General features: G+C 51.5%; 12 protein-coding genes. 9 read left to right on the top strand and 3 right to left on the bottom strand.

Annotation, left to right across the window (positions count from 1 at the left end; translation table 11 throughout):
• Window positions 1-232: 232 nt before the first annotated feature.
• Complete coding sequence (locus tag ABWV42_RS08750; protein WP_353339792.1) at window positions 233-895, top strand: hypothetical protein; 663 nt, start codon at window positions 233-235, stop codon at window positions 893-895.
• Between the two features lie 964 nt (window positions 896-1859).
• Here the strand turns inward: ABWV42_RS08750 and ABWV42_RS08745 are convergent.
• Complete coding sequence (locus ABWV42_RS08745) at window positions 1860-2636, bottom strand: response regulator (RefSeq protein WP_353339791.1); 777 nt, start codon at window positions 2634-2636, stop codon at window positions 1860-1862.
• A 189-nt stretch (window positions 2637-2825) separates the two neighbouring features.
• Here ABWV42_RS08745 and ABWV42_RS08740 point away from each other — a divergent pair, with 189 nt between their 5' ends.
• Window positions 2826-5459 (top strand): PAS domain-containing sensor histidine kinase, encoded by a 2634-nt coding sequence (locus ABWV42_RS08740; protein ID WP_353339790.1) that lies wholly within the window; start codon window positions 2826-2828, stop codon window positions 5457-5459.
• A complete protein-coding gene (locus tag ABWV42_RS08735) occupies window positions 5443-5856 on the top strand; it encodes a response regulator (RefSeq protein WP_353339789.1) in 414 nt (137 codons plus the stop codon). Before ABWV42_RS08740 ends, ABWV42_RS08735 begins: the two co-directional genes overlap by 17 nt.
• A gap of 133 nt (window positions 5857-5989) precedes the next feature.
• On the opposite strand, the gene ABWV42_RS08730 is transcribed toward ABWV42_RS08735, so the two are convergent.
• Complete coding sequence (locus ABWV42_RS08730) at window positions 5990-6526, bottom strand: hypothetical protein (protein WP_353339788.1); 537 nt, start codon at window positions 6524-6526, stop codon at window positions 5990-5992.
• A gap of 702 nt (window positions 6527-7228) precedes the next feature.
• Between ABWV42_RS08730 and ABWV42_RS08725 the strand changes: the two genes are divergently transcribed.
• The gene (locus ABWV42_RS08725; RefSeq protein WP_353339787.1) at window positions 7229-8401 is read left to right on the top strand and encodes a hypothetical protein; all 1173 of its coding nucleotides are present in this window, start codon (window positions 7229-7231) and stop codon (window positions 8399-8401) included.
• Window positions 8402-8655: 254 nt separating this feature from the next.
• Here the strand turns inward: ABWV42_RS08725 and ABWV42_RS08720 are convergent, their stop codons facing one another.
• A complete protein-coding gene (locus tag ABWV42_RS08720) occupies window positions 8656-15876 on the bottom strand; it encodes a CARDB domain-containing protein (protein WP_353339786.1) in 7221 nt (2406 codons plus the stop codon).
• A gap of 235 nt (window positions 15877-16111) precedes the next feature.
• Here ABWV42_RS08720 and ABWV42_RS08715 point away from each other — a divergent pair, with 235 nt between their 5' ends.
• The 5 genes from ABWV42_RS08715 (at window position 16112) to ABWV42_RS08695 (ending at window position 21894) form a co-directional block, all read left to right on the top strand.
• The gene (locus ABWV42_RS08715) at window positions 16112-16303 is read left to right on the top strand and encodes a hypothetical protein (RefSeq protein WP_353339785.1); all 192 of its coding nucleotides are present in this window, start codon (window positions 16112-16114) and stop codon (window positions 16301-16303) included.
• A 115-nt stretch (window positions 16304-16418) separates the two neighbouring features.
• Window positions 16419-16979, top strand: coding sequence for an SH3 domain-containing protein (locus tag ABWV42_RS08710; RefSeq protein ID WP_353339784.1), 561 nt, complete (start codon window positions 16419-16421; stop codon window positions 16977-16979).
• A 464-nt stretch (window positions 16980-17443) separates the two neighbouring features.
• Complete coding sequence (locus ABWV42_RS08705) at window positions 17444-18103, top strand: hypothetical protein (protein ID WP_353339783.1); 660 nt, start codon at window positions 17444-17446, stop codon at window positions 18101-18103.
• 28 nt (window positions 18104-18131) lie between these two features.
• The gene (locus tag ABWV42_RS08700; protein ID WP_353339782.1) at window positions 18132-19013 is read left to right on the top strand and encodes a S1 family peptidase; all 882 of its coding nucleotides are present in this window, start codon (window positions 18132-18134) and stop codon (window positions 19011-19013) included.
• A complete protein-coding gene (locus ABWV42_RS08695) occupies window positions 18970-21894 on the top strand; it encodes a S8/S53 family peptidase (protein ID WP_353339781.1) in 2925 nt (974 codons plus the stop codon). Before ABWV42_RS08700 ends, ABWV42_RS08695 begins: the two co-directional genes overlap by 44 nt.
• The last annotated feature ends 5 nt before the right edge of the window (window positions 21895-21899 follow it).

Raw genomic sequence — 21899 nt, 5'->3', positions numbered from 1 at the left:
AGACGAAGGGCGGGGTTCTGTTTTGGTTGATGACAATCTGAACGCTGCGAGGGAGAAAATCCCCCATTTGTGTTCGAGAAAAGCCATTGATATGGTGGCTCTGATTGGCGTCAGATGAGTTTGATTTTGGTTTGACGGATTTCAACGCCTGAAACGGCGCAGCATTGATTGTTTCGCGAGACGAAATGGCTTCGAACGCTGTTGAATATCAGAAACCGTATAAGGAAGAGGCATGCGTGATAAAGGTTTGGGTCGCGGAAAATCGCTTGGGCCCCCTCTTATCAAGCGCTGGTTTTGGGCGGTCGGCATAGGTCTGATCCTGGCTTTCGGTGTCGGTCAGACCATGCGAACACTTGCAGGCGCCTCAACTTCAGAACCGCTTCCAATTGAGTGGAGCGTGCAGCAGAAAAGCAAGAACGCTACCACCACAAATGCGTCCAGAAAAAACTACAACATATCCTCGACCACGATCGAAGGGTGCACTCTTGTCCATGTCGACAAGCGAGTCAGAGTGAATGCAATCAAAGGCTATCCAAAGGAAGCCATTATCACCATTTCACTCAAAAGCGTTGGAAAAGTAGAATTCCACGATTGGGCAGCCAGCGGCTCTCCTGACTTAGCGCACAGATCGCCCAGCCTGTACCTTTTTGGTCGAGATGATCACGTTGATGTCAAAAAGGGTTCGATCGAACAGTACATCAACGGAATCATTCCACTTCAAGGCACTGTAGAGAAATTGTACTACGGTGGGGAAATGATCGTAGATCAGGGGGATATTTCAAGCACTGACGGGGTCATTGAGCTGCCTTATGGTGCATCCACAGGAAACGCTTTGTGGCTTGTAAATTACATTAATGAAACCTGTTCTGGAAAAGCGAGATTGAAAGATGGGTAGCTCCCAATTTGAGACCGATGGTCGTTTGGGGGTGGGCATCTATTCTTGCCGAATGAATCTCGACCACTGCCGTTCTATTGCCCAGGAAGTGACGGAAAGAGAAACCGCGAGATGACGGAGAAAACCTCTCGGCTTCATGAGTTTCGTAGCTTTGCGAAGTCCAGAAAATACGCATGGATGTTTTTTACCGCGACATGGGCAATGCTTCTTGGTGTTAAATACCTTGATGGTGAGTCAAAGTCATTTGAGAGATGGGAGACGATGAGCAATTTTTGGTTGGTTTTTGGTCCTCTTTTGATTTTTTTAAGTGAATGTATCGAGTTAAAGAAATTCAGGTTCATGAGGAACAACGGTATCGACAGATGAACGATGCTGTTCACTTGTCTAGTGTCAGGGGCGCGTCATTCAATCGGTTGGGTCGGAACGTCGATCAGTGTTTTCCGTGATGGCAACGCCCTTGATGGATACGGCTCCTGACAACAGCGAGGACGATTGGTTAAACTGGTCGACCGGGCAGAACTTCGGCTCTACTCTGACACTGTGGCACCAGCCTTCAGCGGCTTGCCTAGGGCCGCTCAACACACCCCTGACACTCCGGGGCATCCACTGGGGCATTTCGCTCGCATAGCATGCCAGCTCTGAGCTAGAGGCGATACAGCATTCACAGCATTCAATGTCAGGAAGACTGGCTGGGATGGAAGGAAGCCTTGCCACCCCTTGGTTTCCATCAGCTTTCCCAACTGCCCACCAGAACTGGGGCGGTTACTGGGGCGAGAACCTTCCTAGTTCGTGCTGAACTCGTAGAACCGCTACCCGCCGCGTTCCTTCAACCGAACTGTCAGCCGGGTCTCTCGTCCATCGTCCAACAGCGCCTCCGCACGGCAGGTCAGCTGGGTGCTGGTGCGGTTGGTCAGGCGGGGGGACGAGACCTGTAGAACTCGGTAGGTGGCTCCGAAGGCGTTTCCTAGTCGTGAGGTCGTGTGCACGCAGGGGTGCGCAAAAGGTATCCGACACCACGTACGGTTTCGAAATATTCCTCGGCGTCCGCGTGTTCCATCATTTTGCGCTTCAGGCGGCTCACGAGGCCATCGATTGATCTATCGTAGCCAGCCCAATCTCTGCCGCGCAGTGCGAATACGAGGTTTTCGCGTGTCAGAACGCGGTCTGTTGCCCTCAGGAAAGTCACCCAGAGATCGAATTCCAGTTTCGTCAGTTTCAGTTCTGTACCTGACGGCGCAAGGAGCCTGCGTGCGTCGATGTCAGTCCGCCATCCATCGAAGTCCAGAAACGCGCCGTCACCGCCGTTTTCGATAGAGGGTGTTCCCCGCGCCTGCATTCGCCGAAGAAGGCTCTTTAGTCTCGCGACAAACTCGGAACGCGGAAAGGGTTTGACGACATAGTCATCGGCGCCCAGTTCCAGGGCGACAACCTTGTCTACTTCATCCAATTTGCCCGAGAGAACCACGATCCCCGCTTCGCTGGTGCGTCTGATCTGCCTGATCAACTCGTGACCGTGTCCATCGGGCAGCAATAGGTCAACGACGTACAGATCAAAGGCAATCTGCGAGGTGGCCTTGTGAAACTGGTGAATGGTACGGGCGAACGTTACCTCAAAACCCTGCTCACCCATCATTTCGGCAACTTCTTCGGACAGGTCGATATCATCATCGATGAGAAGGACTTGAACCTTTTTCATTTGCAGCACTTTCAGCGAATACTTTTGAAGACCCCAATCGGTCAAATGTCAGAGTCCTCTAGTCAAATCTGAACTGAGCTGCCACGCGTGAAATTGCATTTGCACGCTTCATACACCGAATTGCACAAAGCCTACACGAACACCTCACCAGACTATCCGAAAGGGTCGTTGCCAAAGGGGCGGATGCCGATAGGACATGCCTCTCGCTGGGAACCATTGGAAAGGAATCTGCCTATGCAGGTGCGCGGCGCTGCTGAAAAGGCTGGTGGAGGTCCGATCGTCGCAATGGGAGGGGCAAACCCGTTTCTCGGGGTCTTGTTCTGTGTGCTTGCCTACTATGGCAATGTGCTCAATGTGGACTTGTTCTTTGGAGTGAACTTTCTCTTCGGGTCGATCTTCGTCTGGCTGGCGATGATGACAGTTGGTCCGCTCTGGGCGATCGCTGCGGCCGCGCTTGCGGCGCTGCATACGGTCGAGCTTTGGGGGCACTGGTACGCGGCGGGCCTTTTCACGCTCGAGGCCGTCCTTGTTTCCTGTGCACATCGGCGCTCGCTGCCAACCCGCGTGACGGCCTACGTGCTGCTCTATTGGTTGCTTCTCGGAATTCCGAGTTCGATACTGGCTTACTCACAGGGGTTGGGCTTGCCCTGGACGACAGTGACTTTGGTTGTGTCCAAGCAGGTTCTGAATTCTCTGGTGAATGTCGCCTTTGCAGTCTTTCTCTTTAATCTCATCCTGTTGATGGCTCCCAATCGCATTGCATGCAACGGGGGCAAAGCCACGTCTTCCTACAGCAACTTTCTCCAGGCGCTTTTCGGGTTGTCCATGTTGCTGCCGATCTCCATTTCGGAGTTCGTTGAGTTGCACCAGTCCTTCAAGAACCGGACCGGGCAGGTTCAGGAGCGTGCCTTGGCGAATGTTGAGCGTTCGGCCATCAACTCGCTGTCTTTTCTCACGCTGGAAACGGCATTTTGGGCGCGGTTTTTTCATGGTGTGGAAGGTGTCGTGGGTGAAGCGGATCTGGTTGTTGATGACACCCGCAGCCATTCTGTCTTGCCGCAAGTGGTCTTTGAAATCTCACCTAACGGTGGCTGGCCGCAGAGATTCGGCCATTTCGATGCCGGGCTTGAAGCTCTGCAGGATGTTGCTGGCCACCACCCGATACCGAAATCGCAGGGTATCCACCTGTGGGGGTGCTGGTCTGGCTTGGTTTTCACCATCTCGAACTCCGCTGCGCCAAGGGAGACGCTGGTCTTTGGCTGGCGTCCAGCTGATTTGGGGATGCTTGTGTCGGAGGTGCCGGGGGCTGATGTGGAAATACATTGCGATGCGGTTGGAAAATATGACGCCGACACACGTGGTAGCCGCCCTTCGGTTGAGATCGTTCGGGATCTGAGTGTCGGACTACCTGCGCTGGCGTCATGGCAAAGGGGCTACGTTCTGAGCGAGGCACCTCTTAGCGCCGAGCATCCAGCGCGCCTGCGCCTTGTCATTCCGCTCAAATCGACGATCCTCGCCTTGCAACAGGACACAGCGCGCGCTGTGGTTCGCTTGTGTATTCTGGCCGTCCTGATCGTAGGAGGGGGCCTTCTGCTCGAAGCCATTTTCCGAAGATGGGTGGAGCATTTTGTTATGACGGCCGAGACGTTTTTGCGGTTCCACCGTCCGCCCCCGGACCGGATCAACACGAACTTCTATGAGGAGCGGGAAATAGCCAAGTGGCTGGGCCGGTTCGCGAAGGCGGTAGAAAGCGAAGAGCGTCGAAAGATACTGGCCGTGGAGAACCTAAAAAAGCTGGTTCGACAGACCTCCATACCGATCTTTGCGACTGACCTTCAGGGGAACGTCGCCGAATGGAACCCCGCGTTGGAAAAGATGACTGGCTTTTCGCGCAACGAGACTATCGGCACGCCGCTGCGCGCGCTTGCGGAAAGTGTTCATGACAGCGAGATGGGGCGGGACGGATTTGAAGGTGCTTTGTTCAATATCGAAATCAGGTCGAAAACCGGGAGCCTGGTGCACCTCGAGGCAAGTCAGACACTCCTGACAGAGTTCACCGAGATAGTCTGGGACGGAGATCATCAACGGACCGCGGGCCAAGGGGTGATCAAGTTTTTCATGGCTCGTAGTCTTAACGATCTAAAGGCCACTCAGGCCAAACTGGTCGAGGCCTCGAGGCTGGCGGCGTTGGGTGAAATGGCAAGTTCCTTTGCGCATGAACTGAACCAGCCACTGAATATTATCTCCATGTCTGCCGGGAACTATCTTGAGAGGATCAAGTGGGAGGACGTGCCGTCCACCTATGTCATTTCGAAAATGCGCAGGATTGAGCAGCAAGCCCTTCGTGCGGGACGCGTGATCCAAGGAATCCGCCAATTCGTGCTCGAGATCGGCGATGAAGAAATCGTGCCCTTTGACCCGGCAGAGCGTATTGAGGCCGCGATTGCACTGCTGCACGAGCAACTGAGGTTGGATAGTGTAGGGGTGGAACTGGACTTGCCAGTTTCGCGCGTCAGCCTTGTTGGACGGCCAATTCTCTTTGAACAGACAATCGTCAATCTTCTCACCAACTCTCGCCATGCAATGCAGTGCATGCCGCGTCAGGAAAGGTGCATCCGTATCCAGATTGTTTCGCATGACACCCACATCGTTGTCTCCGTGCAGGACAGTGGTCCGGGTATTTCACCCGAGTTGATCGATCGGGTGTTTGATCCGTTCTTTACGACCAAAGAAGATGCGAATGGCACCGGGATCGGGCTCTATCTTAGCAAAACCGTCGTTGAGGCGATGCATGGCAGCATCCATGCGGATGCCGTGCAGAAGGGGGCCCGGATCGTGATGCAGTTTCCCCATGGCAGATCCGATTGATGGCCCGGCGCAAGAATGGAGGATCGTTTTGACGTTTTGGGTTCTCATCGTCGATGACGAACTGGAGGTTGGTGGCGAACTGGCGGAAGCGATCGATCTTCTCGGCGGGTCTGCTGTTTTTCATTCCTGCCCGGAGTCGTGCCTGGCTATTCTGAAAAAGACTGAACAGCGCTTTGATGTGATCATAGCGGATCTCGCGATGCCTGCCATGAGCGGGCTGGAGTTCTTGCAGGAGGTCTCTCGCATACTCGACCCACGTCCCAAGTGTTTCCTGATGACCGGGTTGCCAGAGTTCAAAGGTGCTGAAATTCGCGAATGCGACCTGTTTCAATTGCTTCCAAAACCTGTAAGCCTTCGAGAGCTCAGAGAAAAAGTGGGGCACCCAAAATCGAGTTAGGGGGTATGGGCGCCCCAAGTGAACGAAGACCTCTCAATAGAGCGGTGCAGAAGCCTTCGTATTGATCCCGTTCCTGAAACTGGCTCCCCAGTGCCGCGAGTGGTGCAGGAACGGGTAGTGCGTGCTGTCAGTTTCAGATCTTCCTGCGAAAGCCCTCAAATGCTTCGCGGCGGAAGTCGTCGAACCGAGCTCCCCAGCTTCTGTTCGCTTTGACAGCGGCACCAATACTTTTGGAGAGTTCCGAAACCGATTTCGGTTCGGCAACGACACAGTCTCCATAGAGTTTGGGATAGTCCACTTCCTCTGGAGACTTGCCGTTTCCAGCCATGACCAGGATAGGAATGCGCACGTCCATCATGCGCAGCAGGCGCACGTAGCTTTCCAGCCGCGCTTCGTCGAGGGGCTGATCGAGGCGCACAATGATCAGGGCCCATTCCTCGGGATCTTCGGAAACGACCTTGAAAACTGTATCAAGGCTATTGGAGCATGCAGCTTCGAACCCCAGATGCTCCAGTGCCCAAAGAACGCCCGAAAACGTGTTTTCCCTGTGAACCACACAGGCGACATTCCTGGCTTTGAACGCGCTGGAATCGTACAGGTTTTGCGTTTGCGTGCGATGCCCTGCGTGTACCAATTCATCGTTGCGTAGCTGAAACTTTTCGATACCCATCACCTTACTCCTAGCTTTGTCTCTTTGCTTCTAGGGGAAGAGTTTGAGGGGAGTGTGCAGGGAGTGTTCAAAATCCGTGCAACTTGAACGCCTGATCAGGTGCTCGCGGTTGCTCTGCGTTCGCAAGGGTTCCTGCGTGTCGAATTCCCGGGTGGAAGAGTTGAGAGCGCCGGGCGTTGTTCCGAGCAAACGACCCTATCTAGATTGATAGAAATTTTCTTCGCTGTGAGGGTCGTTTCCCGATTCAACGAGCCATGCCGTTTCAGAAAGGCGACATCGTCGTGATCCGGGAGTTGGCTCTGATCTTCAGCGGCTTGCGGGTGGCCGTCCAAACACAGCGATAGGGGCACATCTACGCACACAGCGTGGCAGCACTTACCTTGCGGTCATGCAGCATTCTATGTGTGGAAGACTGGCTGTGCGGACAGTTTCGAGCTATCCAGTCTCACGTAAATTTCCCTGCAAACAGGGAAATTTTCAGGGAAAAGTTGAGTTTCAAGACTGTTTTGCGCCGCCATTTCTGGAGAAATGACCAAATTATCAAATGGATAAAGGTGAATTCCCTGACTTACTAAACAGGGAATTTTTTGATTTCGATCAGTGAAATGTCATTTGAGAACTCGGATTAACGTTGTGACGAAGGCCACCTTTCTAGAACGTTGGCTTTGATTAAAGGGGTTGTTTGGTTTTTAGGGGGAACTCGTGGGGGCACAGGAAGACAGCCAAGATTCAAAACTCAGCAGGGAAGAACTCTACAGCTTGGTCTGGCAAAAGCCGATCATTCGGTTAGCAGAGGAGTTCGGGCTTTCCGACCAGGGGCTGGCAAAAATCTGCAAAAAATTTGAAATACCTCGGCCACCGCGTGGTTACTGGGCGAAACTTGAAGCGGGAAAGAAAGTCGAGCAAGCCCCTCTTCCAGCGCACCCCGCTAGATCCTCCAAGACCATCGTAGTGCGTTCAAATAAACGACAATCCGATGTTGTCAAAGACGTTCGCCAAGCGTCGAAGGCACTTGAGGAAAAGATTGAAGCTGTCCAGATCCCGGAAGATCTGCGGCGCTTGCACCCTGTTGTTGCGGGGTGGGTGGCGAAACACAAAGCGGATCAATCAAAACGGCGCACGGAACGTCGAAACTCGCGCAATACGTGGTACACTCCGCATCCAATTTCAGATTTAACGGAGAAAGACAGATACAGGTTCCGCGTTACCAGTGCGTTTCTGAAGGCGGTTGAGAAGCATGGGTTTGCAGTCAAATCCAGTCACGTGAAAGGCTCGATCGAACTAGAGGTGTCGGGCGAGAAGCTCGAAGTTGTAATTGCACAAAAGATGATGCGCAAACTGAAGGCCGGTCCGGATGATGAGGGCTGGACGGCTTTTCCCGAGCATCACCAAACCGGGCTGTATCCCTCGTGTTTCCTGCGGTTTTCCATAAAGGGCTGGGGAATTTCCCAAAAGGACTACGTTGAGACCGAAAAAAGCAAGGCGGATAAACTGCTGCGTAAATTCATCGCCCGCGTCCTAGCCGCCGAACCTGAGCTCCTACAAAGACGGAAAGAGCACGAAGAGTGGCAAAGAAAGTACGAACAAGAACGTGCTGAACGCGCGGAGCGTGTGCGCTTAGAAAAGCTCGATGCCCAACGATGGGAAAGGTTGATTTCGAAAGCTCAGGACCGAAGCCTGGCACGGGAAATCAAAAGCTTCATAGAAGAAATAAAAATAGCTTTGACCGACAGAGAGGTTGTTGAAGTTGACGGGAAGTCTATCGACGAATGGCTTGAGTGGGCTGAGGCAAAATCGGAAGAGTTGGATCCACTAAACAGCGTTGAGGACGTTTTTGCTCTTCCGAAGGATCCGTACACTTTTGGTCAGTGGTAACAGGTGCAGAACTCGGCACGTGCGATAAGCGCCATTATGTTAAATGTGGAGCTGGTTCCTTCCTTTGACGTGCCTGAAATGCCAACTACGTTCAGGTAGTGATTGTTGAACACGTCAGCTGAGGATCAATGATCTGCAAAAGGTAGGTGGAAGGCGTCTGCCATTTGGCCAAGCCGAAGAGCAGAGCCCGCGCCTATTGATGAAATGATCGGGGGCTTTTCCCGATGGCTCTTGGGAGCGCGTCAGTACATTGTTCAGAAGATGAAGTCGTCTTCTGAATAAGCCAAACCGGTTCCAATGTCAGAAAATGCAACGCCTTTTAGCAAGATTGAGTGAGAGCCAACGATGATCTTTGCAAATCCGTCGGCGTCCTGCAGGTGATTGTCAACAAGATCCTGGAAATCAGTGATTTCAGTTACCCCTTGTAGCTTGATGACTTCCCCATCTGCCGCGTTAAAGCCAAACACCGTGTCTTGACCAAAACCGTCCGAGAAAACGAAAGTATCAAAGCCCTTTCCACCGGTCAGTTTATCCTTGCCAGAGCCACCCACCAGAGTGTCGTTTCCGTTGCCGCCATTCAACACGTCGGCTTGGTTGCCGCCGAAAAGTTTATCAAAACCACTGCCTCCAAAGAGGCGGTCATTCCCGTTGCCTCCCATGAAAAGGTCATTCCCACCTGAGCCATTTACAGTGTCTTTTCCGTTGCCTCCGGAAACTGTGTCTCTTCCTGAAACGCTACTCTGCTCGTGATCAGAAAAGACATCGTCGCCGTTGCCCAGAACAACATTGTCTCTGCCTTTGCCGCCTTCGACGCTATCATTTCCTGATCCTGCCAGAATTGAGTCTGCACCATCATCTCCAAGCAGAGTGTCCTTGCCTTGCCCACCGGAAAGGGTGTCGGCACCTGAACCGCCCTTCAGGACATTCGCTCCTCCATCGCCGACCATGGTGTCGTTGAGGTTTGAGCCCACAAATACTTCTATTCCAGCAAACTCATCACCGAGTGCTTCGCCGGTGTTCTTGTTGGGTTTGGCAAGGTAGAGGGAGACGCTTTCCAATGCATCGACGTAGGAAACGGTGTCTTGTCCAAGGCCTCCTTTAAACGTGTCCGCACCGCCGTTGCCCAGCAAGAGGTCGTCACCTATTCCACCATCCAGCTGGTCGCCACCATCACCTCCTCGGAGTGTATCGTCATCCTTTCCCCCAAGCAGATCGTCGCGGCCATTTCCGCCTTCGAGCAAGTCGTTGCCTACGCCCCCAGATAGGTAGTCGTTTCCATATCCTCCCAGGATTGTGTCGGCTCCCCACTGGCCAAAAATCAAGTCATCGCCATTTGCACCTGTTGCCTTATCGTTTCCGCCAGCGGCAAGAATGACACCGTTGATATCTGCGATTGTCAGGTCATCGCTGCCTTTCGATCCTTCGATCCGATGGAACGGTTGACGAAGTTCAAACGATACAACGGTCAGATTGTTTGTAAGGATTGTTTCAGCATTGGGGCTTCTGGGCGACAAGCTAATCGACAGTGTTCCGTTAGAGGAGCCTGCAGTAACGCGAAGACGAAGAGTTGCACTTTCTCCAGCCGCCAAACTTTCAATTTCGAACTCGTCAAGCGAGACAGGTCCAGTGTTAGTAATGACTTCCAGATGACTACCATCTCCGTCGATGTAAGCTTGCAGGGAAATGTTGACTGCATCCCGGTCGCCCTCGTTGGTGAGGACTACTTCCACTTCGCTTCGCTGGCCGCTTACCAATGAAGTCTCTTCCTGAGATGCAGCGATCGTAAGGTCAATTTCTCCTTCAATTGTCACGGAGCTATCTGCAAAAACAGTAAGTGGTTCCGCTATTCCGTCATAGACCACGGCATAGACCTGATATGATCCGGCCAGCAGAGACGTCACACTAACGGGGTCTAGCGCTCCGCTGCCAGTTGCGACGTCAATTGTTCCCAGTAGAATGCCAGCACCTAGATCTGACTGTGCATCGAAACCGCTCCCGGCTATCGCGTAGAGAGCGACAGTTGCTTCATCTGAGTTGCCTTCGTAACTGTAGTCCACGGAGATCTGAAGAGAGCCTGCATCCCTGGAAAGATTGCTCAAGTTAAATGAAACATCTTGTGTCGGCGTCCATGCCTCATATTCAATTGCCCCGAGACCAACTGGATCTACAATTTCGATGCTCCAGATCCCTTCTGACGGCGTTTCGATTTCAACTGATCTCGCATACTCCGTAGTCATTTCGGAATAGATCGAAATGCCATGGCTCGCAAAATCTGCCTCCGAAATTATGGTCCCGTCCGGGTGAACTACACGGATCTCAACTGAACTTGAGGAAACCTCCCAGGAAACAGTCATTTGCAAGAGTTGTGTTCCGGCCTGAACTTGCCATTGCCCGCCGCTGCCAACGGGAGTTGAGGACGCGCCAAAAGCGATATCAGACGACCCGCTGTTGTTTCCAGGAGTGTAGTAGTCGGCTTTTTTTCTTCCGATTTCGACGTCCAGTTCAAAGGTCTCAAGATCGAACTTGAGAAGGTAGTCAACCTTTTTACCGGATCTATCATATCCGATGACGACCTGCCCCGACATACCATCAGTGTCCCACGGTTTGTCAGACGCTTCCACTCGCACAAATACTTTTGATGATGAATCAACATCGTCGTCGTTGATCTTTTTCAGGGTCTTTTCAGTGTCGGCAGACTTCCTGTCATAACCCTGAATGAAAGCCTTAATGTCAGACCATGTCATGCTGTAGGTTTGTGCAGCATAGAACAGTGTCTCCCAGTCGTTCAAACCTCTGTAAGAGTAATTCACGAGTAGATCGAAGGAAAAGAGGCCGTTGAGTGCAGTTGCGCTACCTTCAAGTTTCGCACTGAAACCCTGTCCCCAATCGACGGACAAAGAAGCGTCCGCCTCCAGGAGTGTGTGAGAGCCTCCGTCCTGGTACCAGTTGAACAAATCAAAGTCGCCAGCCAACTCAAACGATGTCTTTGAGAACGAAGCCGTAACTTCAAAAGTCGCGGCCTTTCGATTCATCCAGTAACCGCTGACGTTCCCTGAAAGTGTGATGTTTTCATCTTGGGCGGTGGTAGCCAGGTTTCCCACACCAACAGAGCCGCCACTCAGGAAAACGCCGTGGCTGACATGGAGGCCTGAACCAGTAGCCGCGATACCTGCTGTGATTTCGTTTAGTTGAAGTTCTTTACCATTAGCAGTGTCGGCGGATACGAATTCAAGCTGTGCTGAAAGAGAGAACTTTCCGAATGAGATGGTCGCGCCACCTTCGACTTCGAAGTCTCCGTCTGTGTTGTCGAAGTCAAGGAATGCGCTCTCAAAGCCAATTCCAGAAAGCTTGAAGGTTGACGACACGTCCGCACGAGCATTTATCACGAAGTCAGCCTCGCCATCTCCATCCTGATCGCGGACTTGTAGGTAGCGGCTTTCGCCTTCAACCAGAGTAGATGGATCCACACCTTTGCCGATGTCGAAAACAATTTCTCCGTAGTTACGAAGAGATGCAGCAAACTGGCCTTGGAAGGTAAGTATATCGTCTGCAAATGTTCCGGCAGATCCAGTTTCATAGTCGATAGAGACGTTCGATGCGCTGACTGTAATGAGATCAAAGAGCGACAGTGTATATGGGCCTGCCAGATCCACGCCAAAGTCAAATGCCGGTTGAAAGCCGTTGCTGTTATACCAAAGCTCTGGCTTGAAATCGGCATTGATGTTCAACTTGTCGCTAATTGGAGAAAGCCAACCAACAAACGATGTTCGAGGGCTTACCACCAATGCGTTGGTTTCCAGACGAATGAATTTCTGGGTCGCGGTAGGAAGAGAAAACTCCAGCCCTACTAGCCCTAAATCGAATTGCACGCCACCGGCCCAGTCAATCTCGCCGGTTTCCAGGTCAATAATGAAGTCTGACTTGATCCCGTCGTTGATCCAGGCAGGTGCACCTGTCAGCGCCGATAGATCGAGAAGAGCTTTGCTCACCTCCAGTTTGCCGTCACGGACACGATATTCTTCTGCATCGTTTATCGAAAGGATATATGCTAGATCCTCATCGGTGTTTTTGTGCCTAATTAGCATGTCGCCAGATGCGACAGGATCGCCGCCTGACAAATTCCACAGTCCGGTTTCCAGATTGAGAATGAAGTCTTCCGTATCGAAAGGCGCTCCACCAAATCCGTCTTCGATGGCCCCAATTGCGCGACCATGTCCGGAAAGGATTGCACCACCATCGTCGATATTGACGAGATCCGCTATGATCACTTCGATTGGTTCGGAGACGTTCTCATCAATTGTCTGAATTTCCAGTTCAGCGAAATCGCTGCCAGCATGGAACCGGACAATTAGATCTGCAGGTTGAATGTAGTCCAGACCCGCGGTGGCCGCGTTCTCTGAGCTTTGGGACAGTTTCACAAGGACACTGGTCTCTTTGCTCAAATCACCGCTTCTGTTGATCTCAAACTTGAGAACTCCACCTTCATCCACCGTCGCGCTTTTGATCGAATACAGCCTGTCCACTTCCTGGGTGGCACCTGTTTCTTCGGTTAAAGGTTCAAAGCTGAAGTCCGATAATTGTAGATCTTCTATCGCGTTAGATGCGAACGACAATTTTGTGCCGTTGCCCAAATCCAGGAAGGCAGTGTCGCCGTCTTTGTACCTGGAAAGTGCTGAAGCAATCCGTGAGGGGGAAAAGCCTGCTACATTGATTATGTCCTCGCCGGAAACGAAGTCGGAAAGTGTGTCGAGCCCGCTGTAGCGTTGGATGACAAACAGGTCGGCTCCATCTCCTCCATACAGGTAGTCGTTGCCGCCGCCACCAATTAGTGTGTCGTCACCATTGGAGCCATGAAGGGTGTCGTTGCCCTGGCGTCCGTCGATAAGATCATCCCCATAGCTTCCATATACAGTATCGTTCCCAGAGCTGAGAATTGCGGATACGTGCTCGAAGCCATCGATGTCGAATGAACGGGAGGTGCTGTCGGTGAAGTATACTACTTCGTCTGTTGACGACAAAAGTCTGAGATACACCGAGGAAGCGGCTTTCCCATCCCATACACCTGAGTAGTCGAGTGAAAGCCTGTCTTCTCCACCATAACCATTGATGTAGTCGGCAACAAACCCGGCATTGACTGTGTCGTTGCCCTGGCCAAATGTTCCTGTGATGACTTCCACGTTGGTCCATTCTATGGACTTGGAGCCTGATACAAATCCACCGGATGAAAGATCAGCATTCAGCCCTTCTGTGACATTGGCGAGAGAAAAGCTGAGTGTATCGAACCCGGATCCCCCATCAACTTCTCCGGCAATGCCGCCTAAGGAGAGCAGATCATTGCCATCACCACCGATCAGCGTGCCATTCCCGTCTCCACCATATAGGTGGTCGTCTCCAATACCCCCTTTCAGGGTATCGTCACCGTTCATCCCGTATAGGGTGTCGTTACCTTCGCGACCATCAAGGAGGTCGTCTCCATAGGTTCCATAGACTGTGTCATTTCCTGAACTGAGAACTGCGGAAACGTGTTCGAAGCCGTCGACATCGAATGTTCTGGATGTGTTGTTGGAGAAGTACACAACTTCATCTGTCGATGTGTAGAGCTTTAGGTAAACGTGGGTCGCACTAAGACCATCCCATGATCCGGAATAGTCGAGTGACAGATGGTCTTCGCCGCCGTAGCCATTGACATAATCGGCGACGAAACCGGCATTGACGGTGTCGTTACCCTGACCAAACGTTCCGGTGATTACCTCAACCCCGCTCCAGTCGATTGTTTGAGAACCAGCTACAAAACCTCCTGATGTGAGATCTGCATTCAGAGCTTCTGTAATGCCGGCCAGTGAGAAGCTAAGCGTGTCAAACCCGGTTCCCCCGTCTACGTGACCTGCCGTACCTCCGAGCGACAGTACATCATTTCCGTCTCCGCCCAGCAACGTACCGTTTCCGCTGCCTCCATAAAGATAGTCATCCCCGAGACCGCCGATCAGCGTGTCGTCACCGTTCATACCGTAGAGAGTATCATTCCCCCGGCGCCCGGCGAGGCGGTCGTTACCATAGCTGCCGTAGACGGTGTCGTTGCCGGAACTAAGCACGGCGGAAACGTGTTCAAAACCGTCCACGTCGAATGAGCGTGAAGTCCCGTCAGAAAAGTAGACTATTTCGTCCTGGGAAGTGTAGAGCTTCAAGTAAACATGCGAGGCGCCGAGCCCATCCCATGTCCCGGAATAATCCAACGAAAGGCGGTCTTCGCCGCCGTAACCATTGATATAGTCCGCAACGAAACCGGCATTCACCGTGTCATCACCTTGTCCAAAGGTGCCTGTAATTACCTCCAGGCCGCTCCAACTAATTCTCTTTTCTCCAGCAACGAAACCGCCAGACGTCAGGTCCGCGTTTAAGCCCTCGGTGATTGAGGCAAGCGAGAAACTGAGTGTGTCAAAGCCGGACCCACCATGAACCTGTCCACTTGTTCCTCCCAAAGAAAGGATGTCGTTGCCAGCGCCGCCAAGGAGCGTGCCGCTTCCACTTCCTCCGTAAAGATAGTCGTCGCCCTCTCCACCAATAAGCGTGTCGTCCCCATTCATCCCGTGGAGAGTATCGTTGCCAGCGCGCCCCTCCAGCCGGTCATTGCCATAGGTTCCGTAGACGGTATCTGCTCCTGAGCTCAAAATTGCAGAAACATGTTCGAAGCCATCTACATCAAAGGAACGGGAAGTTCCGTCCGAGAAGTAAACTATCTCATCACTCGAAGTGTACAGTTTCAGATATAGATGAGACGCGCTCAGCCCATCCCAGGTGCCGGAGTAGTCGAGAGCAAGGAAGTCTTCACCGCCATAGCCATTAATGTAGTCGACGACGAACCCTGCGCTTACTGTGTCACTTCCCTGGCCAAAGGTTCCAGTGATAACCTCGACGTTGCTCCAGCTAATTGTTTGGATTCCTGCAACGAACCCTCCTGATGTCAAATCTGCGTTTAGACCGTCGGTCACACTCGCGAGGGAGAAACTCAGTGTGTCGAACCCTGATCCGCCGTCCACCGTTCCGGAAGTGCCGCCAAGTGACAGAATGTCATTTCCTGCGCCACCGACCAAAGAACTGGTTCCGCTTCCTCCATACAGATGGTCATCACCGTCTCCGCCGTTCAAAGTGTCGTTGCCGTTCATGCCATGGAGCGTGTCATTCCCACCGCGTCCCTCAAGCAAGTCATCGCCGTATGTTCCGTAGGCGGTATCGTTGCCAGAGCTTAGGATTGCCGATACTCGCTCGAAACTATCCAGGTCGAAATTTACCCATGAACCATCTGATAAATAAACAATTTCATCGCTTGATGAATAGACTTTCAGATAGACGCTGGAAGCGGTCAGTCCGTTCCAGGTTCCCGAGTAATCCAGTGTCAGAAAGTCATCTCCGGACTGTCCATTAAGGCTAGTGGTAAGAAAACCTCCGTGGACCGTATCGTTACCCTGCGTCGACATACCGACTCCCAACAACTAAATAGAATATCAGCAGTTTTCCTCCGATTTGTTCTGAGACGTCAACGTCTTTTGATGCCGCAGGCAAATGACATCTTTGGAATTGCTGGCCCAACATTCCGGAATTCTTCCCAAGATCTTTGGCTGGGAACGCAGGTGAAAAGTCGTTCGTTAATACTCCATTAAGTCTTGCAGCGAATACTGACCGGGCAATCACTGGTAATTTGGGAGGGATAGTATGGTTGATCGTGTTTCAAACGACGGTCCGGCTGAGGAACGCTCATCAGAGAAATCGCGGATTCAGCTCCTTGAAATAGCCCTTGCTGAGTATGTCCAGTCGTATGGCTGGACAGATAATTCGAGGAATGCGCTTCTTGGTGGACGAGAAGTGAGGAGTAATGTGGCGGCGCTCGGGAAAGGCAATTTGTGAGCCACGTCTGCCGAGTTGAAAGACTAAGTTTGACTATTGGCCGCGTGCCTTTCATTGTCGGCCAAATTGGGCCTTCATCCCAGAAGGAGCTCATTGTTCGAATTAGCTTGTTTCGATGAAGTACTGGATTTGGTTCGCATTGTTGGTGTTCGTGGGTTCCCTTTTTCTCGGAGAAGGGGAGCAAACCGGAAAGAGTACCAATACACCGTCAAATGAGGCGCTCTCCAACAATGTAGAAAGCTCTGGTCGGTCATCGCACAGGCAACCGGAAAGAAAACTCTCGCATTTGGTTGTAACCGGAAACTCTGTGAACATTCGAACCGGTCCGGGAACCACGTTTTCGCGGATCGGTCAGCTAAATCGAGGTACCGCGGTGGAGTTCATCAGGGCCTCCGGTAACTGGATGTTCATAAGGTTCCCTGGGGGTGAAGGATGGATGTCGTCGCGATATCTTGCGCAACGATCTATCAAGAAACCACCAAAGAGTAAGACTTCTGGAAAGCCGGAGAAGCGTTGCCATCCCAGCTACGAGGGGAAATGCGTTCCGATAGCGAGTGATGTCGATTGCGCAGGTGGTTCTGGCAATGGTCCCGCATACGTTAGAGGTCCAGTTCGCGTCGTTGGTCCTGACGTGTATCGTTTGGATCGGGATCGGGATGGATATGGGTGTGAGTGAATGGCAGAACCAACTATGTTTGGCCGTCGTGAAAGCTTTATTGCATGCGTGTTTTTTGCACAACTTTAAGTGGAATATCTTGAGCTCTGATTTTAAGTGAGAGTTTTCGGGTGGAGTTCTCAAAGGACAAAAAACGAAGTGTCGAACAAGTTGGCGACAAGGGAATTTTCAGTCGTTGAGGGTGCGAATGGCGACTGATTCTGGCTTTTGATCCTGAGTGCCATTTGGGAAACAATCTTCAGATTCCGCAAAAATTCGTATTTTTTCTGAGAAAAATTCGAAATTTTCGATGTGACGCTAAATAGCTAAAACTAATCGCAAATTGTCGAAGATGCTAGTTGACGTCAGTAGCTTGAGGCACTTCCTATTTTGGCCCGACAACTGTGTGGTCAGTCAAATTCTTGACAGCAAAGAACATGCTTAACTACCCTAATAGTAGAATTTGCTGCCTTGGAATTTTTGTTATGAAGAAAATTGTTGTTCTTCTGTCCGCTCTGCTGGTTGTGGGCTGCACTACAAATCAGAGCATCAGAGTTGCTGAAAGTGAAGCGGGAAATGGGGCGTCGGACCAACCGCTGAACTACTACGCATACAATAGCACTTCAGAGTTGCTATCGACGGGTGCGTCCGTTGCCAATGCATATATTGAGCTCGCCGATGCCAATGCTACGTCGCAAGATGTGGCTGCGTTCCTACTGACAGGCATGGCAACTTGGGCGGCCTATGGGACGATAGAAGGGTATACCGCGGAAAAGCTGGGTAGAATTGCATTAGGCGGAATTCTTATCAATCAAAGTGTCAATTACCTTTCTCCGAAGGAGACACGTGAACGGCTTATTGTTGCTGCTGAGAGGCAATTCTGCATTGTTTCTCGTGGCCGTCCGTTTTCGAGTTCGACCGCTAACGAGGAGGCTCATCAAGTCCTCGCAGATGGCTTCACAAGTGTAAGGCTGTTGCTCCGCAAAGAATTGTCTCGGGAATTCCCCGACTTTTCAAAGGTGCTGTCGGACTACGCATCCGCAATCAAGAAAACTCAAGGCCTGGCACGCACATCTTCTGGGAACCTGGATCTACTAAGGGCTCAGATCGCTGAGTGTATTCTGGTGGGGAAATCGAATTCCTGACTTCGGCCAAACTACTGGGAGGGTAAAGATGTCGATGAATTTTAAGTACAGAACAATGGCTTTGGTCGGAAACGTTTTGTTTGCGCTTGGATTACTGATTGTTCCACTTCCTCTATTTGCCGATTTCGTGGCTGATGCGACGTACGTTGACCAAGAAAAGGAAGCTGTCCCAGAAGTTTTGAATGCCTGGAAAGCCAGCACCAAAGAATGGCCGGCAACAGTTGCTATAACCAGACAAGGTGGTGGCTCATGCACAGCAACATTTGTTGCCGAGCAAGTCCTGCTAACAGCCGCGCACTGCACGGATGATGGTGGTAAAGTTCGGATAAAATTCCGCGGAGGTTTGGGTAGCACCAGCGCTCTTTGCGATCACCACCCTGAATACGTCAAGCAGAGTGACAACTACAAAACTGCTTTGGATTTCGCACTATGCAAGACGAAATCACCCGTGAAGGGTGTTGGTTTCTTTGAGGTCATAAATACGAACGCTGTACTGCCAGCCAGAAATACTGACGTCATTCTTCTAGGGTACGGTTGCACAGATGAGCGCGCCAAGGATTCGTATTTCTATCGCCAGTTTGGGGTTCTTCACGAGGGCAGAACTAAACTAACCGGCAAGGCCAATAGTGGGCTCTATTTTGTAACCGAAGGCGGAGCCGCGGTTTGTTTCGGAGACAGCGGCGGCGCGTCGTACATGTACAACTCGGATGTCAGTAAGTCTCAGAAGTACATTGTGGCAGTTAATTCCAGAGGGAACATCAAAGACCATTCGTATCTGTCCACTACAAGTTCCGCCTCTTTTGTAAATTGGGCGTTGGCGTGGTCGGCGAAACAGCAAGTTGAAAACATTTGCGGACTTCATAAAAATGCTGAAAATTGCAGAAAGAACGCCGATCAAAAGGCTCCTTAACCTTACTATTTCGGGGTTTTTGACTTCGGTCGGGGTGGTGGTTCCAACGACCAGCGCCTATGCCGTTATCGGTGGCGACCCTCAACATGAGCAAGCGCTCAGATTCCTTGAGTCTGAGGATCTCGGTTCAGAGTTGGGTATGGCCGAGGTAGTAAGCATCAGGAGCGAAATTGGATTTCGGTGTACCGGTGTCATAGTCGGACGCAGTACTTTCCTAACTTCTGCTACTTGCGTTCGAGAACAAGATGGGCCTCCGGAAAGGCCGGAAGCTGTAAAAGTTTTTACTCAGTTCCAAAAGGCACCCTACTCCGCGGACTGCTATGTCCATCCATCTTTTCTAAGAGGCAAGTTACGTCAGTCTGAAAACAAGCTTGCAAGCTACGACGTCGCAGTCTGCTATTCGCAAGAAGAACTGCCCAAAGCAGCTCCCATGGCTGTGGTCAGCGACAAACGCGTAACGGAAACCAAAGACAGCTTTCTGGCCTTTTCGGGATATGGCTGCCTTAGCTACAACTCAATCGGGAGATCGGGGTTATCCAGTGCAGTAGTCCCGCTGAACACAGAAACATATGGTCTGAAAGAAGGAGAGAATGTTTTCCTTACTGAAGGGCAAAACGCATGCCCCGGAGACCAAGGGGCACCAACCTTTGTCGCCGAGGATGGTTGGGGGGCCAAACGACTGGTCGGCTTGTCAATCGGCACCAAACGCAAGGTAGATAATCCGGCACAAGTCGTCGCTACAATGCACGTCGACCTGTCATCTCCCGGGGTTCTTTCATGGTTCGATGATTTGGACAGCCAATCTAACGGCCGAATTACAGTCTGCCGTGGTCAGGAGACCGAAGAGTGCCCGTCTCCCTCAATCATTGAAAAAGCAGCCTTGCAAAAGATCGATGCTCAAGTCGTTTCTGCGTTACCAGACGCCCTAACCGTTGTGTTCGCTGCTGGAGAGACGATTGAGAGTGTCTACCAGAGAGTTTGCGGTTTCCCGATTTCACCATTCAGTTTGCCAGTTCAAAGGAAGCTTTTGGATTTGCAGGGCATCTCTGTCGATAGTGAACGACGTTTTGTTGAAGACGGAACCGCCGAATTCGTTGGTTGCCTCACAGGTGGCGAAATCGTTCACACTGTTCGACGCAAGGATAGGCTTTACGACTATTTTCTTGCGCAATGCACTGCAGGCTATGACTTTTTTACCAAGTCTCGAAACCCATTGCGCGATGGTTCTTTTGAAAACTACGTTGATGCGTTTCTGACTCTCAACCCAACGATAGATAATCCCAATGCGCTTCCGGAGGGGACGGCTGTCTTCCTTCCATCTCCAAAGGGGCAAGTGGTTTGTGACGAAGAGCGTTTGAAGGAACTGAGGGAGATCAACCAAACTGGGGAGCCAATTCACATCGGGGATGTTTCTCCCGGTGAAACCGTTGAAAGGCGTCAGAGCTATTTCCTTCATTCTGGGTTTGACGAAAATGACGTGAATTTTCGGTGCAGGACAAAGATACCAAGTGTTCTGACTGAGTATCCTTACAGCATTAGCGAGATGCTGGAATCCGTCTCGATAAACAGGCTCAACAAAAAGCGCGAATCTTTGTTAGAGGCTCGTATCCATGTTGCTGACACGGGGATTTGGCACCATTTGGGACACAGCCTCTCTTATGAAAACACTTTTCTGATGAAGCAATTGCCGAAAGACGTCACGCTCTCACTGAATATGGCATCCAGCGCTGACCGGCCTGCACTACATGGTACAATGGTCGTATCTCAAGCACTTGGAGGTCCTCTTGCCTTGCAGTTCTTCTCTGCATTTGAACGGCCGCAAATCCATCTGGACGTTGCAAGAGTTTTCGACCTCAGCAGAACATTCAACAGTCTTGAAGCCAATGAGTTCCTCTTTGACAAAGCGCTCAAGAGAACTGGAAAGGCTGACGTGGTCAATTTTAGCTTCTCTACGAGTGAAAAACGGCAATTACCAAAACTTAGTAATACTCTGGAAAAGAGTGCCTTTCTGCTAGTCGTCGCGGCTGGAAATCAAAGCGATCCGGTTGAAAACAGTTTTCCGGCAAGTTGGGGTGGTAGCCGAGGGGAGTATTCCAAGCGCGTTGTAACGGTGGCTTCGCAAGATGGGTTGAGCGACTATCTATCTCCCTTCTCCAATTACAATCGCAAAGTTGATGCCATTGATATTGCTGCGCCAGGTTGTGAAGTGCCCGTTTTGAGTAAGGTTTCCGGAGTACTGTCAGTTACCCGTTCTACTGGTTCATCGTTCGCGGCACCTCTGGTCTCTTTCATCGCGGCCTTGCTGCACTCTGAAGGAATTGAAACTCCGGAGGGTAAGAAGCTGAGGATACTCTCCGGATCCGATTTAAGGCTGAGTTTGCCTAAAGCCGAAGACTATCAGGGTGAGCAAGTAAACGACCTGAAGACTCTGGCGGAATACGTCGTGGATGGCCGCACGGTAAATGTCGCGAAAACACTGTTGGTGCATAGCGATATTTTGGAGGTCAATACTGATCAGAGCAAAGGGTTCGATATGCTTGTGGGAGATGCGACTATATTGGTCGATGAAGTCCCACTGGATTTGGAAAGCCCCCTCGAATTGCAAGGATGTAAGTCTGCAAATAGCGCTTTTGAGAGAGAAGGAAGCGTTCTATTCGAAGACATTAGGAAGCTGACGCCTTTTCTCCGCACCAACTCGGATGAGATGAGAATTCTAATTTACGAAGAACCACGCGAGGAAGCCGGTGACGAAGGCTTGATCAACCGGATGGACTGCAGCCTGCCTGGCCTTGTGTCGGTTCAGATGAGAACTCTTACGGGCGAGGAAAGGCTTGTGCCCCTTGATCAAGTGCGTGACTTTGTTCCGCGGGTGCGGTTCTGATTGCA

This window comes from Pelagimonas sp. KU-00592-HH (assembly GCF_040369695.1).
In the GTDB taxonomy this organism is placed as follows: Bacteria; Pseudomonadota; Alphaproteobacteria; order Rhodobacterales; family Rhodobacteraceae; genus Shimia.
The sequence above is the reverse complement of the archived record's forward strand: the minus strand, read 5'-3'. Positions and strand labels throughout refer to the sequence as shown.